This window comes from Candidatus Baltobacteraceae bacterium, from assembly GCA_036488875.1.
GTDB lineage: Bacteria > Vulcanimicrobiota > Vulcanimicrobiia > Vulcanimicrobiales > Vulcanimicrobiaceae > JAFAHZ01.
This window is the reverse complement of record DASXGW010000014.1, coordinates 90,257-105,233: the sequence shown is the minus strand read 5'-3', so window position 1 is coordinate 105,233 and position 14,977 is coordinate 90,257. Positions and strand designations below refer to the sequence as shown.

Annotated in this window: 21 protein-coding genes; 17 read left to right on the top strand and 4 right to left on the bottom strand. The window is 63.3% G+C overall.

The window, feature by feature from the left end; all coding sequences use genetic code 11:
• The first annotated feature begins 286 nt into the window (after positions 1 to 286).
• The 9 genes from rho to VGG89_17300 all read left to right on the top strand — a co-directional run bounded on the left by rho (position 287) and on the right by VGG89_17300 (position 7,113).
• On the top strand, positions 287 to 1,588 hold the full coding sequence (rho, locus tag VGG89_17340) for a transcription termination factor Rho (GenBank protein ID HEY1978321.1): 1,302 nt from the start codon (positions 287 to 289) through the stop codon (positions 1,586 to 1,588).
• 59 nt (positions 1,589 to 1,647) lie between these two features.
• The gene (locus tag VGG89_17335; protein HEY1978320.1) at positions 1,648 to 1,803 is read left to right on the top strand and encodes a hypothetical protein; all 156 of its coding nucleotides are present in this window, start codon (positions 1,648 to 1,650) and stop codon (positions 1,801 to 1,803) included.
• A gap of 1 nt (position 1,804) precedes the next feature.
• Positions 1,805 to 2,530, top strand: coding sequence for a pseudouridine synthase (locus VGG89_17330; GenBank protein ID HEY1978319.1), 726 nt, complete (start codon positions 1,805 to 1,807; stop codon positions 2,528 to 2,530).
• Positions 2,531 to 2,725: 195 nt separating this feature from the next.
• Positions 2,726 to 4,096, top strand: a complete 1,371-nt coding sequence (locus VGG89_17325) for an energy transducer TonB (GenBank protein ID HEY1978318.1) — start codon at positions 2,726 to 2,728, stop codon at positions 4,094 to 4,096.
• Between the two features lie 120 nt (positions 4,097 to 4,216).
• Entirely contained in the window at positions 4,217 to 4,864 is a 648-nt protein-coding gene (locus tag VGG89_17320; protein ID HEY1978317.1) for a MotA/TolQ/ExbB proton channel family protein, read from the top strand.
• A 23-nt stretch (positions 4,865 to 4,887) separates the two neighbouring features.
• Positions 4,888 to 5,301, top strand: coding sequence for a biopolymer transporter ExbD (locus VGG89_17315; protein HEY1978316.1), 414 nt, complete (start codon positions 4,888 to 4,890; stop codon positions 5,299 to 5,301).
• A gap of 18 nt (positions 5,302 to 5,319) precedes the next feature.
• Positions 5,320 to 5,748 carry a biopolymer transporter ExbD gene (locus tag VGG89_17310; GenBank protein ID HEY1978315.1) on the top strand — a complete coding sequence of 143 codons (429 nt, stop codon included), beginning with the start codon at positions 5,320 to 5,322 and terminating at the stop codon, positions 5,746 to 5,748.
• A 3-nt stretch (positions 5,749 to 5,751) separates the two neighbouring features.
• Positions 5,752 to 6,477 carry a TonB family protein gene (locus VGG89_17305; GenBank protein ID HEY1978314.1) on the top strand — a complete coding sequence of 242 codons (726 nt, stop codon included), beginning with the start codon at positions 5,752 to 5,754 and terminating at the stop codon, positions 6,475 to 6,477.
• A gap of 15 nt (positions 6,478 to 6,492) precedes the next feature.
• Positions 6,493 to 7,113: a TonB family protein gene (locus VGG89_17300; GenBank protein HEY1978313.1), complete on the top strand. Its 621-nt coding sequence runs from the start codon at positions 6,493 to 6,495 to the stop codon at positions 7,111 to 7,113.
• A 23-nt stretch (positions 7,114 to 7,136) separates the two neighbouring features.
• On the opposite strand, the gene VGG89_17295 is transcribed toward VGG89_17300, so the two are convergent.
• On the bottom strand, positions 7,137 to 7,529 hold the full coding sequence (locus tag VGG89_17295) for a PilZ domain-containing protein (GenBank protein HEY1978312.1): 393 nt from the start codon (positions 7,527 to 7,529) through the stop codon (positions 7,137 to 7,139).
• Positions 7,530 to 7,626: 97 nt separating this feature from the next.
• On the opposite strand from VGG89_17295, the gene VGG89_17290 reads away from it, so the two are divergent.
• Complete coding sequence (locus VGG89_17290; GenBank protein HEY1978311.1) at positions 7,627 to 8,463, top strand: undecaprenyl-diphosphate phosphatase; 837 nt, start codon at positions 7,627 to 7,629, stop codon at positions 8,461 to 8,463.
• Positions 8,460 to 8,657: a hypothetical protein gene (locus VGG89_17285; GenBank protein ID HEY1978310.1), complete on the top strand. Its 198-nt coding sequence runs from the start codon at positions 8,460 to 8,462 to the stop codon at positions 8,655 to 8,657. Before VGG89_17290 ends, VGG89_17285 begins: the two co-directional genes overlap by 4 nt.
• 8 nt (positions 8,658 to 8,665) lie before the next feature.
• On the opposite strand, the gene VGG89_17280 is transcribed toward VGG89_17285, so the two are convergent.
• Both VGG89_17280 and VGG89_17275 read right to left on the bottom strand, forming a co-directional pair.
• On the bottom strand, positions 8,666 to 9,580 hold the full coding sequence (locus VGG89_17280) for a hypothetical protein (GenBank protein HEY1978309.1): 915 nt from the start codon (positions 9,578 to 9,580) through the stop codon (positions 8,666 to 8,668).
• On the bottom strand, positions 9,577 to 10,746 hold the full coding sequence (locus tag VGG89_17275; protein HEY1978308.1) for an HD domain-containing phosphohydrolase: 1,170 nt from the start codon (positions 10,744 to 10,746) through the stop codon (positions 9,577 to 9,579). The genes VGG89_17280 and VGG89_17275 overlap by 4 nt, the downstream gene beginning before the upstream one ends.
• Between VGG89_17275 and moaC the strand changes: the two genes are divergently transcribed.
• Genes moaC through folK form a run of 6 tightly spaced genes read left to right on the top strand, consistent with a single transcriptional unit; the run spans position 10,745 to position 14,659 of the window.
• Positions 10,745 to 11,233, top strand: coding sequence for a cyclic pyranopterin monophosphate synthase MoaC (moaC, locus tag VGG89_17270; GenBank protein ID HEY1978307.1), 489 nt, complete (start codon positions 10,745 to 10,747; stop codon positions 11,231 to 11,233). The genes VGG89_17275 and moaC overlap by 2 nt on opposite strands.
• Entirely contained in the window at positions 11,230 to 11,712 is a 483-nt protein-coding gene (locus tag VGG89_17265; GenBank protein ID HEY1978306.1) for a MogA/MoaB family molybdenum cofactor biosynthesis protein, read from the top strand. Before moaC ends, VGG89_17265 begins: the two co-directional genes overlap by 4 nt.
• Positions 11,709 to 13,031 carry a folylpolyglutamate synthase/dihydrofolate synthase family protein gene (locus VGG89_17260; protein HEY1978305.1) on the top strand — a complete coding sequence of 441 codons (1,323 nt, stop codon included), beginning with the start codon at positions 11,709 to 11,711 and terminating at the stop codon, positions 13,029 to 13,031. The genes VGG89_17265 and VGG89_17260 overlap by 4 nt, the downstream gene beginning before the upstream one ends.
• A complete protein-coding gene (folP, locus tag VGG89_17255; protein HEY1978304.1) occupies positions 13,015 to 13,869 on the top strand; it encodes a dihydropteroate synthase in 855 nt (284 codons plus the stop codon). The genes VGG89_17260 and folP overlap by 17 nt, the downstream gene beginning before the upstream one ends.
• Positions 13,857 to 14,204, top strand: a complete 348-nt coding sequence (gene folB / locus VGG89_17250; GenBank protein HEY1978303.1) for a dihydroneopterin aldolase — start codon at positions 13,857 to 13,859, stop codon at positions 14,202 to 14,204. Before folP ends, folB begins: the two co-directional genes overlap by 13 nt.
• Positions 14,201 to 14,659, top strand: coding sequence for a 2-amino-4-hydroxy-6-hydroxymethyldihydropteridine diphosphokinase (folK, locus tag VGG89_17245; GenBank protein HEY1978302.1), 459 nt, complete (start codon positions 14,201 to 14,203; stop codon positions 14,657 to 14,659). Before folB ends, folK begins: the two co-directional genes overlap by 4 nt.
• Here the strand turns inward: folK and VGG89_17240 are convergent.
• Positions 14,656 to 14,976, bottom strand: coding sequence for a hypothetical protein (locus VGG89_17240; GenBank protein ID HEY1978301.1), 321 nt, complete (start codon positions 14,974 to 14,976; stop codon positions 14,656 to 14,658). The two genes, folK and VGG89_17240, sit on opposite strands and share 4 nt — an antisense overlap.
• Position 14,977: the final 1 nt, after the last annotated feature.

Sequence of the window (14,977 nt, the reverse complement as noted above, 5' to 3'; positions counted from 1 at the left end):
TCGCGTTGCGGTTCGCTCGCTCGAACTGACAACCGCGGCACATTGACATTCCCCACGCATTCGTCGCCGATCGGATCGCAAGGCAGCCTCGCCGGGCGAACTCGCTGTTAGACGCGTGCGACTCTACGAGAGAGAAACTCCTCTGCAAACGGAACAACGTCCAACAAACGACATGCGCCCTCAACAAGGGGGTGGTGGCCGCCGCCGCCGTTCGCGCCGCCGGCACTTCGGACAACACCAAGCCGTTTACCACGAGCAATTTCCGCAACCGGAATCGCTGCCGCCGATGCTCACTGCGGCCCAACTGGCGGAGAAAACCAAGACCGATCTCGTCGAGCTCGCTAAAGAGCTCGAAGTCGAGATCCCGGCTCCGGCCAAGCTGAAGAAAGACGACATCGTCGCGCTGATCGTCCAGGCGCAAAGCGCGCGCTCGGGCCTCGAGATGGCTAGCGGCATCCTCGACATTCTGCCGGAAGGCTACGGATTCTTACGCCGCGGCGGTTACGTCATCGGCAACGAAGACATCTACGTCAGCCAATCGCAGATTCGCCGATTCGAACTGCGTCGCGGCGACATGGTCGAAGGCCAAGTCCGCCGTCCCAAAGAGAGCGAAAAATATTTCGGCCTCATTCGCGTCGACAAGGTCAACGGGTTCGATCCCGAAGCGATCAAGGGCCGCGCGACCTTCGAAAAGGGGACGCCGATTTTCCCCGAGGAGCGCTTCAAGCTGGAAAATCGTTCGACCCAGCTTTCGACGCGCATCATCGATCTATTTTGTCCCATCGGAAAAGGACAACGCGCATTGGTCGTTTCGCCGCCAAAGGCCGGCAAGACGACGCTTCTGAAGAACATTGCGCAGGGCATCTCCGTCAACCATCCGGAAGCGCACATCATCGCGTTGCTGGTCGACGAGCGCCCCGAAGAAGTCACCGACATGCAGCGCACGATCGACGGCGAAGTCGTCGCGTCGACGTTCGACGAGCATCCCGAGAATCACACCGCCGTCGCCGAGCTTGCGATGGAACGCGCGAAGCGTCTCGTCGAGCTCGGAAAAGACGTCGTGATTCTTCTCGACTCGATTACCCGTCTCGCCCGTGCCTACAACCAGGTCGTCGCGAGCTCTGGCCGGACGCTTTCCGGTGGCCTCGATACGGCGTCGCTGCACAAGCCCAAGCGTTTCTTCGGCGCAGCGCGGAAGATCGAAGGGGGCGGCTCGCTCACAATCGTGGGAACGGCTCTCGTTGAAACGGGCTCCAAGATGGACGACGTCATCTTCGAAGAGTTCAAAGGCACCGGTAACATGGAACTCAACCTTACGCGCAAGCTTGCCGAGTCGCGCGTTTTCCCCGCCGTCGATATTAAGCGGTCGGGAACGCGGCGCGAAGAGCTGCTCCTCTCGCCCGAGGAGATGCGCAAGGTGTGGATGCTCCGCCGCGCGACCGCGGTTCTCAACACCGGCGACATTACCGAGATCATCCTCGACAAGATGGCGCAGACGCGCACGAATGAAGAGTTCTTGCAGTCGGTCACCAAAGAAGCGCTGTCAATGTCGCGGGGCTACGAAGACGGCGGCAACGGCAAGTACTAAGCGTGCACGTTCTTATCGCCGTTAAAGGGCCGCTTTTGGCGGCCCTTTAACGTTCATTCGTGGTTCTCTGGATGACGAAGGATGCGTTTTGGGCGGCCGTGATGGGCATCGTCATCATCGCGCTGTTCGTCGGATACAATACGAGCCGTTCCCTCAAGCGGCGATACAAAATCGTCAAACGCGAGAACGGCGACTCAGCGTCGAAATGGAATTAGTGTGAGCGACGGCGTTCGGCTAAACAAGTACATCGCGCAGGCCGGCGTGACGTCGCGGCGCGGTGCCGACGAATTGATCGCGCGCGGAAAAGTGCGCGTCAACGGACAAGTTACGCGCGAGCTCGGTACGATCGTTCGCGAAGGTGACCGCGTCGACGTCAGCGGTACGCCGGTAAAGCCCGTCGCTGAGTCCATCTACCTCGTTCTGCATAAGCCCGTGGGCGTGGTCACGACGATGCGCGATCCGGAAAGGCGCCGGACCATCGCCGAGCTGTTGCCGCGCGGTCCGCGGGTCGTTCCGGTTGGGCGTTTGGACTACGATACGTCCGGCGTGCTGCTGCTGACCAACGACGGCGACATGGCGAATCGGCTCCTCCATCCGCGATTCGGAGTGGAGAAGCTCTACCGCGTGACGATCGCCGGACGTCTCGACCCCGGGGACGTGCAGAAGTTCCGGGAGGGCGTTACGCTCGACGATCGCGAGCGAGCCGCCGGCGTGAAGGTGCGCGTCGTCGCGACGCGTCGCGATCACTCCGTCCTCGACCTCACGCTGTATGAGGGCCGCAACCGGCAGGTACGCCGGATGTTCGAGGCGCTCGGGCATCGCGTCGTCGGGCTGACGCGGCTGCGTTTTGGCCCGATCGCGCTGGGCGATCTGCCGGTAGGCCGAAGCCGGCCGGCCACCGCGAGGGAGCTGGCCGCGCTGCGGCGCATCCGCGACGGGTAAGGTGGTCCAAGCTTGCCTCCTTGCCGGGCGGGCGTCGGCCGTCCGATGGTGAAAGACTGAGCCCGGCGGACCGGCCGTCGTTTATCAGACGGCTTCCTTGTGGTATAAAAGGGCGCTCGCTCCCGTACTAACGGCTTGGAGCGAATCGACGTTTACACCGTAAGCAACTCTTGCAGAGACTTTTTGAGGTAATCGATGATACGCACTACGGGAATCGCCGCATTAGCGGTTGCGGCCGCACTGCTCTTCGGAACGTTGCCGGCAGCGGCCCAATACGCCAACGAGTTCACGCCGGCCAAACTCCTCAAGCAGGGTACGACGAGCACGGCGATCGCAGGCACCGGCACCGTGGTCGTTCAGGTTCAAATCAATCCGAACGGCACGCACAAAGCGATCAAGGTCATTCACTCGACCAACTCCGGCGACAACGACGCCGCGATGGAGATCGCGCAGAACTCGTCGTATCGCCCGGCACATCGCGGTTCGGCGGCCGTGCCTTCGTTTTACGACTTCACGTTAAAGTTTAACGGCAAATCGGTTGCATCTCAGAGCAGCGGCGCCGGGGGCGGCACGGCCAGCATCAGCTCTGCGGCAGCGCAAGTGGCGGCACTGATTCGCGCCCAAAAGTATTCGGAGGCCAAAGCGAAAGCGCAGGCGAGTTTGCTCAGCAATCCCGGCGACGAGTCGCTGCGCGAGATGCTCGGCATTGCGGCGTTCGACAGCGGCGACGTGACGACGGCCGCGCAGGCGTTCGACCGGGTCAATAACGTCGGCAAGCAGTTCCAGCCGGCAGCGGCCGCGAGCCTCGCCGCGGCGGCGGTGTCGGTCTCCGATTCGAACCCCACGCAATCGATGACCTACGCCCAAAAGGCGATGGCGATCGATCCGAGCACGAACTCGAAGTTCGCGCTAGGCGTCGCCCAGCTGGCCAACAAGCAAAACGACGCCGCACTCGCGACCCTTAAGGCCGTTCACGCGGCGGCAATGAACGATCCCAAGTTTAATAAGACCGCTCGCGAGAACATCGACGCACGCCTCATGGGCGCGTATCTGGCGAACAATGACACTGCCGACGCGCAGACGATCGCGACGGAGATCAAGCAGATCGATCCGGGCAGCACCCTTGCCGGACGCGTGCTTGGTAACAGCTACTTAAAGATGGGCGTCGATGCCTCGGCGGCCAAGAACTATCCCGAGGCGCTCAAGGACTTGGACCAGGCGGCCGCTACGGGTGATCCCGACGTCGCCGTCACAGCGAACACGCAGGCCGCGTTAGTCATCGCAAGGATGGAGAAGCCGGACTACAAGCAGATGCAGTCCTATGCCGATAAGGCCATCGCACTGAAGCCCAACGATCCCCTGGCGAATTTCGCCGAGGGCGTTGCGCTGACGGGGCAATGGGGCGCATCGCACGACGATGCCACGAAGAAGAAGGCGCTCGACGCGCTTAACAAAGCGGATTCGCTCGCCAAGCAGTCGGGCAACGAGGGGTTGTCGCTGCAGATTGAAACCTTCATCAAACAGAGTCTGAACGCCACACCCGGGGGCGGAGGCTCGAGTCAGTGACGCAACTAGGAGTTTCCAAGTAGGACTTTCTACGAGGGTAGGCCAATGGGCGCCCTCACCACTTTTACACCCGGAAATGGGAGGGGTCGGAATACCGTGTTTACGGGATTTATAGGACTCATGCAGCAGGGCGGATGGGACATGTGGCTGCTGCTCGCCATCTCAGTCGTCGGTCTAGCCGTGGCCATCGAGCGCCTCGTGTTTTTTGCGGCGCAGCATGGCGACACCAAAGGACTGCTGCGCACGATCGGTCAGAAGATTTCCGTCGATGATCTCGACGGTGCCGTGAAGGTCTGCCAGGCGCAGAGAGGTATGTTGCCGCGCATTCTCGAGTTCGGCCTTCGCCGCGGCGAGAAGAATCGCGCCGACATCACCGACGCGCTCTCGATCGCGCTGATGGAGCACCTCAACGCGCTCGAACGCAACTTGGCGATCATCGGTACGATCGCCGTCATCGCACCGTTCGTCGGTCTGTTCGGTACCGTTCTCGGTATCATCAAGGCCTTCCAGGACATCGCGCTCAAAGGCAACTCGACGCCGGCCGTCGTCGCGGCAGGTGTTTCGGAAGCCTTGATCACGACCGCCACCGGTCTGATCATCGCGGTCATCGCCGTGGTCTTCTTCAACTACTTCAAGTCGCGCATCAAGAACTACAACCAGGAGATGATCGTCGCGGCCAATCAGCTCGCCGAAATGCTGCACTTCCACAATACCGGCGCGCCGATTCCCACGGATCTCTACAAGCCCTCGCAAACGGGCGCCAAGTAGTTCGTTAGGGACAGGGACACCGCGTGAGTCTCCTATCTGCAAAGCAAGACGAAGAGGTGATGGCGGAGATCAACATCACGCCGTTCACCGATGTTTTGCTCGTGCTGCTGATTATCTTCATGATTCTGGCCGCGCTCGTCGCGCCGCCCGGGTTCGAGAAACAGCTGCCGAACAAGAACCCGAATACGAACACGAACCAGAACAAGAACAAAAACGACATCGAAGTCGACGTCAACGACAAGGGCGTTATCTACGTCGATGGCGTCAAAACGAACGACCAGGGCGTTTACCGCGTGATGTACGACGCTTCGAAGAAGAAGCCGCGCCACCACGTCGCCATCGTGGCCGACGTCAAGGCGCCGTACGGCGTGATCATTCGCATCCTCGACGCCGCTAAAATGGCGGGGCTCGAGGACGTCGGTTTCGTCACTTCTTAGGCGGAGGGGTAGAGGAACGTGGCCGTTTCTACAGGTGGTGGCGAAGATGAGGTGATGTCGACGATCAATATCACGCCGTTTACGGACGTGCTGCTGGTCCTCCTCATTATTTTCATCATTCTCGCCTCGGTAACCAAAGAGCCGAAGCTGCCCGACGCCTACAACAAGGATAAGGTGCAGCCTTCGCAGATCGTCGTGATGATCGACGAAAAGAATAACATTCAAATCGGATCGAATACGGTGGCGTTGTCCGATGCCAAGGCGGCGTTTGCCACGCTGCAGGATCAAACCGGACATAAGTTCACGAGCGTCATCGTCAAGGCCGATCCGCACGCCAGCTACGGCACGATTCTTCAAGTGATGGATGCTGCGAAGTCGGTGGATCTCACCAACTTCGGATTAGCGAATCACGTCCAAGGCACACCCGAAGGCGCGGTGGCCCAGTAGTTCATGGCAAAAACTGATTCCGGCTTCATCACGACGGGCGAGCGCGTCCGGAACTTCATCGGGATCGCTTTTTTAATTTCGATTGCCGTTCATTTCGCCGTGGGCGCGTTTATGCCGAACATCAATCAGCACACCGAAGAGCAGCAAGTCGAAAAAGTCACGATGAGCAAGAAGATCCAGGTGAAGATCCCGACGCCGCCGCCGCCCACGCCGACTCCGCCGCCGACGCCCACGCCGCCGCCGGAGAAGACGCCGCCGCCCAAGCAGGAAGTGGTGCAGCCCAAGCCGCTCAAAGTGAACTTGGTGAAGACGACGAGCAACAACGCCGCGACGTCGACGACCGAGAACACCGTTGCTCAGCCGAAGTCAGGCTCGGAGGCCGGCGTACCAAATGGTCAGGGAAGCGCAGCTCCGACGTCGGCACCCGCGACCAACAAACCCGCATGTGCGAACCCCAACGTGGAAGCAACGGTCAGCAATCCGGTGTCACCGGAGTATCCGGATTCGGCGAAAGACCTGGGCCTTGGCGCGGTTACGGTGCAGGTCGAGGTGACGGTCGCTCCATCGGGCAACCTGATGACCGCGAGCGTGTATAAATCGTCCGGCAACATGGCGATCGATCAAGCAGCGCTGCGCGCGGCGCGACAATCGACGTACTCGCCGAAGCTCGTCAACTGCGACCCGACGCAGGGTGATTATCTCTTCCGCGCCGACTTCAATCCGGATTAACCGGAGGATCTCTCAGTGAACTGGGGCCGCGGGCGGCGATTGTTGCTCGCGGCCTTTGCAATTTCGCTGCTCATTCACTTGGCATGGGCGTTGCTGGTGCACCGCACGCTGCCGACGAGTGAAACGCAGATCGAAACGGTGACGATCCGTCATCGACTGACGATGTCGACGAGGCCGACGCCGCCGCCGCTTCCCAAACGTACGCCGGTCCCTCATCCCGCAGCGACCTCGCGGCCCTTGCCGCGCGCAACGCAAGCGACGCAATCTACCGGGGGTCAGGGTGGTAATGCGCACGCGACCGCGGCACCGACACCGGAGCCGACGGCGGTCGCGACCGGCACACCCAATCCGTGTGCGAGGAATGACATCGATGCGGTCGTGCTGAGCACGCCGGCACCGCCCGACATTCCCGTCGCCGCCCGTTCGGAGGCCACCAGCGGAACGACCTTGGTCGACGTCAAGCTCGACGCGCGCGGAACCGTCACCGGTGCGGCGGTTTCGAAAAGCAGCGGCAACTCGTCGCTCGACGTCGTCGCCTTGGGGATGGCTCGCGATTCAACCTACTCGCCCGCGACGCACGACTGCAAACCCGTCGCGTCAACGTACTCGTTCAGCGTGAAGTTCGTCGCTTGGTAGCGATGAGCCGAGGCGAAGAGGGGTTAGAGCATCCCCATGTCGCGGAGCAAATGCAGCGTGTCGATGTAGCGCTGTAAATGCGCGCGCATTTCGTCGTCGACTTCGAGGAACGCCACGCCGGTGCGGTGGCGTTGCAGCAGCGGATCGTAACGCGACCAGCGGACGACGCCGTGAAGGCGAAGGATCGGCTGCGAATCGCCGCGCAGTTCGAGCTGCACGCTGATCGGTGCTTCACGCGCTAACTCGGCATTGGTGAGCATGGCCATACCGCCGAGCGCGATATCGTACGTCTCGGTGAACTCGGGAGCGAAATCGTCCGAGATGCTGTACGAAACCAATAGCGTATCGCCGACGCGCTGAAAGCGCCGGTCTTCGTGCGAACCTACGTCGCCGCGTCCCTGATGGAGTTGCTCCACAGTCCAGCGGCCTTAGTCCGCACCCTAGGCCAATCCTCCCGCCGCGACGAGAAGGCCGCGCAAACCGTCTCCGCGTAACCGTCGCGCCGTGACCTTCATGCAGGCGCTGCTGCTGGCGCTCTTACAAGGCGTCAGCGAGCTCTTCCCACTCTCCAGCCTCGGTCATATCATCCTGGTTCCGGCGGTCTTGCACTGGACCAACATCGACCGCTCGGCGCCCTCGTTTCTCGCCTTCGTCGTGGTGCTGCACCTCGGAACGGCGCTCGCGCTCCTCGTTTTTTACCGCCGGGAGTGGTGGGCGATCGTTCGGGCGCTGGTCGCCAGCGTGATTCGCGGGCGCCTGGGCGACGATCCCGAAGAGCGGGTTGGCTGGCGGCTCGTCGTCGCCACGATCCCCGTCGGCATCCTGGGCATCGCCCTCGAGCACCCGGTTCGCCAACTCTTCGGTAGTCCGGCGCCGGCGGCGGCGTTCCTCGCGATCAACGGCCTGGTCATGTTTCTCGGTGAGTACTTGCGCCGAAGAGTGATGCGCGAGCATGCAATCGAGGCCATGAGCTACGGTCAGAGCGTTCTCGTCGGTTTCGCGCAGGCCGCTGCGCTGCTTCCGGGCATCTCGCGCTCGGGCGCATCGATGGTCGCCGGACTGCTGTGCGGACTCGACCATCCCAATGCCGCCCGATTCTCGTTCTTGCTGGCGACACCGGTCATTCTCGCGGCCGCCTTGCTGGAGATTCCCAAGCTCTTCGCACCGGACGCCCACGTGGTGCTCGTTCAAGCGATCGTGGGCGGTGTGGCGGCCGGAATCGCCGCCTATTTTTCCGTAGCATTCCTTACGCGGTACTTTCGATCGAACGACCTGCGCCCGTTCGGGTGGTACTGTTTGATCGCCGGCATCGTCTGCTTCGTTCTTGCACTTAAGGGAGTAATATCGTGAAACCCATCGCCTTGATTCTCGCACTCGTCTTCTTCGTGCTCGGCATTCTTTATTGGATGGGCACGATCAACTTCTTTACGCGCTCGGGCACCGCGCACGAGCACCACACGACGCATCTCATCGCCTGTTGGGCACTGGCACTGCTCTGTTTGATTTGGGCCCGCTTCCAAAGCAACGCCCCAGCGCGACGCTAAAACCGTCGCTACTTGGTCGCGACTAAATAGACTTCGTACGGGTGCGGCGCGAGGATCTCGACGTTGGAACGCGCGTTGCGCACGAGACCCTCGACTTCACCCAAACGCTGTTCGGTCGTCTGTACGATGATCAGCGGATAGTTCTCAGCTTCGGCCAGCACGCTCGAGAAAGCGCGAGCGTACGACGGCGGGTCGACGGCACGCGCGCCGAACAGCGAGTCGCGGTACGCGTGCTCGATCGTGAAGTAGGGGTTCCCCTGCCACCACGCTTCCCACATCCAGATTCTTGCGTCGGCGCTGCGGAACGAGTTGCGCGCGGGCGGGCATAAGAAGAGCGCGTCGGCTTTCTGCGCGCCGACGGTCGTCAACACGTCGGTCTGGCGCACCGTGTTGCGACGCATGTTGGCGATCACCCACTGCTCTGTTTGACGAATGTACGACCACGCCAGCTCCGACGGCGGAACGTCCTGCATGTCGTCGGCGTTCTGCGTCTTCTGCAGCCAGTAACAAAACGCGCGCCACAGCCCCAGAATCGCGAGCCCGGTTTGTCCGTCGCTGCGCAAGTTGCGGACGTTATCGTGCCAGACGCCGAGATAGACGCACTGTTCCTCGGTAAAGAACACGCCTTCCCACGCCTTGAACATGTCGAGCGAGTAGATGCGCCCCGGCAGCATCTCGACGATTTCGGCGACCTCGCTGTCGCGCAAGATCGTGAGATCGTTGACGACGATGCCTTCACCGACGCGCACGAACCATTCGAGCAGATCGCCGCCATGGCACGCGATTCCGTGCCGTTTGAGATAGTTGAGGTGCGTCGGCAGGCCCATGAACGGATCGACGAGACTCGCACAGCCGTGGCGCAAGAGGATCTCGTGAATTCGCGACGGGGAGATTCGCCGGGTGCGCTCTTGAAGCTCGATCATGCCCGCGTCCTCGCGGCCTCGAGCACGGCGCGCACCGCGCGCGGATCGAACTGCGTTCCCGACGCGGTGTCGATGCGATCCTTGTGATCGAGATGATCGTATGCGATCGCCGCCGCCAAAATGCCCCCGGCGGCGGGAATGGCTTGATGAAGCAGACCGTCCGGTTTTCCGGTACCGTCGTACCACTCGCTTCGCGCGCGCACGACCGCGGACGCTCCGCCCAAGGTGGGATTGTTCGCGAGCAGCGCGGCCGCCGTTATCGCGTGCGACGCGCGATCGTCGATTCCCAACCGCGCGAGCGGATCGAACGACGTTTCGGAAAGTTCGTCCTCGGCGATTTCACCCGCGCCGTAAAAGCGCACCGCGATGGAAAGGTTCGTCGTTTCCGCGGCGTCGATGCCGAGGATTGTGCCGGCATGCTGCGTCAGGCGCTCGACGCGCCGCCAGCGTCCCTCGACGCCGTTGTGAGCGTCGACGCGATCGGCAATCGCATCGACCAGCGAGGTGACGGTCTGGGGAGTCACGTTGACGAGCGCGTGAATCGGCGGGTCTGCCGGCTCGGCCTCTCCGCCGGAGGTGTGAAACCACATCGTAAACGAACGGGCGACCTCCGGACTGAAGGCGCGTCCGCTCTGCATCGCCACGATTGCAAGCGTCTCTTCGGGATCGGCTGCCCGGCAGAACGCATCGGCGACCGCGAGGACCATCGCGCCCTGGGGGATTCCATGCCAGCGGAGCTGGTCGGGGTAACCGGTCCCGTCCCAGCATTCGCACTGCCACCGGACGAGGTCTGCGGTGGGGCGCGGCAACGGCGCCAGTTCCTCACAGACGCGGGCGCCCATCGCCGGCGTGTCCCAGCTCTCCATCCGCGCGAGCCGCTCGGAAAGGCGCTCGCCTTTGCGGTAGGCTGGATTTCCTATGGCACCGACTGCGTGCATGACCGCCGCGAAGTAGATCGCGTCGCACTCTTCGGCCTCGGTTCCGGCGAGTCGCGCGAGCGATACGGCGGCCGCGGCTTTACGCAACGCAAATCCGGGCGGATTGCCGCACGCGGCGTCGCCGATCGCGCCATAAACCGCGAGCACGTCAGCAAGCCGCGTGGCAGAGGCCCGAGGATCGCCGCCCGTGTTCTGGAAGAGCGTCATCTGTCCAAGCCGATTATTCATGACCGACCCGAAACCCTCACATATCGCCGCCGACGGCAGCATTTCCATGGTAGACGTCTCCGACAAGGGCGAATCTGCGCGAACCGCTCGGGCGCAAGCATTGGTGCGCATGAGCGCGCAAGCGCAACGAGCGCTGCGCGAAGCCACGCTTCCAAAGGGCGACGCGTTTGTCGCCGCGCAGCTCGCAGGGATTATGGCGGCCAAGCAGACGGGCACGCTGATCCCGCTCGCTCATCCGCTGCCGCTAGCTAAGGTCGACGTCCGCTTTGAGTGGACTGCCGACGGCGCGCTGCGGATCGAAACCGAGGCGCGAACCGTCGGACGAACCGGCGTGGAGCTCGAAGCGCTCGTCGCGGCGTCGATCGCGGCGTTGACCGTTTACGACATGACCAAAGCCGTCGACAAAGGCATCGAAATCGAATCGGTCGTGCTGCTCGAGAAGACCGGAGGAAAATCGGGGCGCTGGGTACGTAAAGGCCTCGAATGAAATTTTCCGTAGCGCTCGTCGTGCTTTCCGATCGGGCGGCAAGCGGAGAGCGGGCAGACGCGTGCATTCCCGTCATGAAGGAACGGCTCGGGGACGCGTACGACGTCGTTCGCGAACGCGTGCTCCCCGACGACGCGGCCGCACTGCAAGCCGAACTCATCGAGATCGCCGACTCGGGGGCTGCGCAGCTCGTGCTCACCAGCGGCGGAACCGGACTCTCGTCCCGCGACCGCACGCCCGAAGCGACCGCGGCGATCCTCGACTACCACGTACCGGGAATTCCCGAGGCCATTCGCGCCGCGTCGGTTCCTCACGTGAAGACGGCGATGCTGTCGCGCGCGGTTGCCGGCGTGCGTCATCGCACGCTGATCGTCAACCTTCCCGGAAGCCCCAAAGCCGTCGAAGAGTCGATCGACGTCATTGCGACGGTGCTGCCGCACGCGCTCGAGCTTTTGGCCGGCACGGCCGGCCACGCGTGACCGAAAGCGGCGCGTACGAACGCGCGAACGAGTATTTGCTCGGAACGATCAACGAAACGATTTCGCCGCGAACGTCGTATAAACTCGATCGCATTCGCGCGCTGCTGCGCGAGTTGGGCGACCCGCATCTAGCATATCCGACCATTCACGTCGGCGGAACGAGCGGCAAAGGATCGACCAGCACGATGATCGCCGCTGCGCTGAGCGCCGGCGGTTTGCGCGTCGGCCTGCACACCAAACCGCATCTGCACGATCCGACCGAGCGCGCGCGCATCGACGGCGTGCCGATCGACCGGCAGCGATTCGCGGCGCTGCTCGACGAAATGATGCCCGCCATCGAGTGCGTGATTGCCGATGATTTAGGCCGGCCGACGTATTACGAAACGCTGCTCGCGCTGGCGTTGACGTATTTTGCGCGGGAACGCGTCGCCGCCGCCGTCGTCGAAGTCGGCCTGGGCGGACGTCTCGACGGTACCAACGTTCTGCAGCCCGAGGTGGCGGCAATCACGTCGGTCGGCTACGATCATACCGAAGTTCTGGGTGAAACGCTCGATGCGATCGCGCGCGAAAAAGCCGGCATCGCCAAATCCGGCGTACCTTTGGTGGTTGCCGACGTCCCGCCGGAAGCCTACGTAGCGATCGAGTCGTGTGCGGCACAGGCCGGGGCGCGTTTGGTACGCGTTGCCGATTGGGCGCGTGTCGAGCCGACCGGCAATCTGCAGACGTTCGACGTGGTGACCGCTCGTACGCGCTATCGCATTCGTACGCCGGTTGCCGGAGCGTTTCAACGGATCAACGCCGCCACGGCGATCGCCGTCATCGAGCAGCTGCAGCCGCCGTTGCGCGTGCCGGCCAATGCCGTCGAGCGAGGATTCGCCACGCTCTCGATTCCCGGGCGGATGGAGATCGTCGAGGGGTCGCCGGCGGTCGTCTTCGACATCGCGCACAATGCCGAGAAAGCGCAGCATCTCGTCGCGGCGCTGCGCGAACGATTCGATCGCAGCCGCGTGCACTACGTCGTCGCGATCGGCGAAAGCAAAGATGCCGGCGGCATCTTGGCGGCGTTGGCGACGCTTCCGGGAACGATGACGTTGACGTCGTTCGAAGCGGCCGGTCGACCCGCCATTGCACCGCAGCGCTTGAACGAGATCGCCGCGTCGCTCGGTACGTTCGGGCGTGCGATCGACGATCCGGTCGAAGCGTTTGCCACGGCGCTGCGCGGCGCGGCGACCGGCGACGTGGTCGTCGTAACGGGATCGACGTACGTGGTCGCGACGCTGCGCAGCCGGTTTGCGGGGCACGTTGCCGGAATCGCGTGAGCGCGGCGCGCTGCAGCTGCGCGATGCGCGCCTGGTGTGGGGAGAGCGCACCTACGTGATGGGGATCGTGAACGTCACGCCGGATTCGTTTTCCGGCGACGGCATTGCCGAAGCGCGCGGCGCGGTCGCGCACGCGTTCGTCCAATGGGGCGCCGGCGCCGATCTGCTCGACGTCGGAGGCGAGTCGACGCGTCCGGGCCATCAGCCGGTCGACGAATCGATCGAGATCGAGCGCGTCGTGCCGGTCATCTCCGAAGTGCGCGAACATCTGCCGCACGCGCCGATCTCGATCGATACCTACAAACCGGGCGTCGCGCGCGCCGCGCACGCGGCGGGCGCCGACATCGTCAACTGCGTATGGGGTGCGCCCGACGCGCTGTTGGACGCGGTGGCCGAGCTGGACATGCCGTTGGTCGTCATGCACAACCAGCACGGTACGGAGTACGACGCAGACGTGGTCGACGCGGTGCTCGCGTACCTCGACGACTGCGCGACGCGCGCGGTGCTGCGCGGCGTCGCGGCCGAACGCATTCTTCTCGATCCGGGTATCGGTTTCGGAAAAACGCCCGATCAGAACCTCGCCGTGCTGCGCTCGCTCGATCGCCTCTGCGGTCTGGGCTTCCCGACGTTGATCGGTGCGTCGCGAAAGTCGACCATCGGCAAACTCACGGGACGCGAGCCGCGCGACCGCGTCTTCGGCACCGTCGCGGTGACGGCGCTGGCCGTGAACGCGGGCATCGACGTCGTGCGCGTTCACGACGTTGCGGCGGCACGCGATGCCGTCGCGGTTGCCGACGCGATCGTTCGCGATTGGAGGCCCGACGCATGGGAACGATAGCGCTGCGCAAGCTGCGCGCGTTCGGGCGGCATGGCGCCGATCCCGGGGAGCGCGAACGCGAACAGCCCTTCGACATCGATCTCCTCGTCGAGCTCGATACGAGCGCCGCCGAGCGCAGCGATGCGCTGTCGGACACGCTGGATTACGCGGTGCTGCACCGCCGGCTCGTTACGGTGGTCGCGAGCACCTCGTTTGCGCTGCTCGAGCGGTTGGCGCGCGAGCTGCTCGACGCGGTCTTCGAAGACGAGCGCGTGCGATTCGCGCAGCTCACGATTGCAAAGCCCGAGATCCTGGCCGGCGCGACGCCGTCGGTAACGCTCGAGCGCCGGCGATGAGCCGCGCGTACATTGCGCTGGGTTCGAATGCCGGCGATCCGGCGCGCAACGTCGGGCGCGGTTTTGATGCGCTCGGCGCGCTGGGCATCGTTTTGCTTCGCTCGTCACTCTATCGCACGCCGCCGTGGGGAAAAACCGATCAGCCCGATTTCGTCAACGCCGTCGCGCTGTTGGAAACGGCGCTGGCACCGCGCGCGCTGCTCGAGGCGCTCAAAACCGCGGAGCGCCGTTTGGGGCGGACGCCCGGCGAGCGCTGGGGGCCGCGCGTTATCGATCTCGATCTCTTGACGTACGACGACGCAACGATCGACGAACCGGACTTCCACATTCCGCACGCCGAGCTGCATCGCCGCGGCTTCGTACTGGTGCCGCTGGCCGAAATCGATCCCGGTTATGCGCCCCTACGTGACGCGTTGGACGCATCTGAGCGCCGCGGAATCGTTCGTCTCCCTTAAGGCCGGATGTTTTCGCTCTTTTCAGCGGCGAGCAGCGTCTTGACCAGTTCCGCGGCTTCAGCTTCGGGCACCTTATACCGAATCGTGAGATAGTGCGCGTCGGCTAGCGAGCTGTTTTCGAACGCGACGACGTGCCACTTTCCGTCGCGCAGCACGAGCAGCGCTTCGCCTTGCTTGACTCCGGCGGTCCAATCGGCCAAGGCGTAATCATCGACGACGGCAACCGGTTCGACCAGGGGCGCAGCGCCGAGATGCCCGGCGTTTTCGGCATACGCGATGATGGCGACGCGCGCAGCTTGAGCCGCGTCGGCGAACATC

Bases quoted from the DNA above. Each gene is read 5' to 3' on its own strand.
- VGG89_17320 (HEY1978317.1), top strand. From the start codon at position 4,217: ATGCAGCAGGGCGGATGGGACATGTGGCTGCTGCTCGCCATCTCAGTC.
- folK (HEY1978302.1), top strand. From the start codon at position 14,201: ATGAGCCGCGCGTACATTGCGCTGGGTTCGAATGCCGGCGATCCGGCG.
- folB (HEY1978303.1), top strand. From the start codon at position 13,857: ATGGGAACGATAGCGCTGCGCAAGCTGCGCGCGTTCGGGCGGCATGGC.
- VGG89_17280 (HEY1978309.1), bottom strand. From the start codon at position 9,580: ATGATCGAGCTTCAAGAGCGCACCCGGCGAATCTCCCCGTCGCGAATT.
- VGG89_17265 (HEY1978306.1), top strand. From the start codon at position 11,230: ATGAAATTTTCCGTAGCGCTCGTCGTGCTTTCCGATCGGGCGGCAAGC.
- VGG89_17305 (HEY1978314.1), top strand. From the start codon at position 5,752: ATGGCAAAAACTGATTCCGGCTTCATCACGACGGGCGAGCGCGTCCGG.
- moaC (HEY1978307.1), top strand. From the start codon at position 10,745: ATGACCGACCCGAAACCCTCACATATCGCCGCCGACGGCAGCATTTCC.
- VGG89_17275 (HEY1978308.1), bottom strand. From the start codon at position 10,746: ATGAATAATCGGCTTGGACAGATGACGCTCTTCCAGAACACGGGCGGC.
- VGG89_17325 (HEY1978318.1), top strand. From the start codon at position 2,726: ATGATACGCACTACGGGAATCGCCGCATTAGCGGTTGCGGCCGCACTG.
- rho (HEY1978321.1), top strand. From the start codon at position 287: ATGCTCACTGCGGCCCAACTGGCGGAGAAAACCAAGACCGATCTCGTC.
- VGG89_17290 (HEY1978311.1), top strand. From the start codon at position 7,627: ATGCAGGCGCTGCTGCTGGCGCTCTTACAAGGCGTCAGCGAGCTCTTC.
- VGG89_17240 (HEY1978301.1), bottom strand. From the start codon at position 14,976: ATGTTCGCCGACGCGGCTCAAGCTGCGCGCGTCGCCATCATCGCGTAT.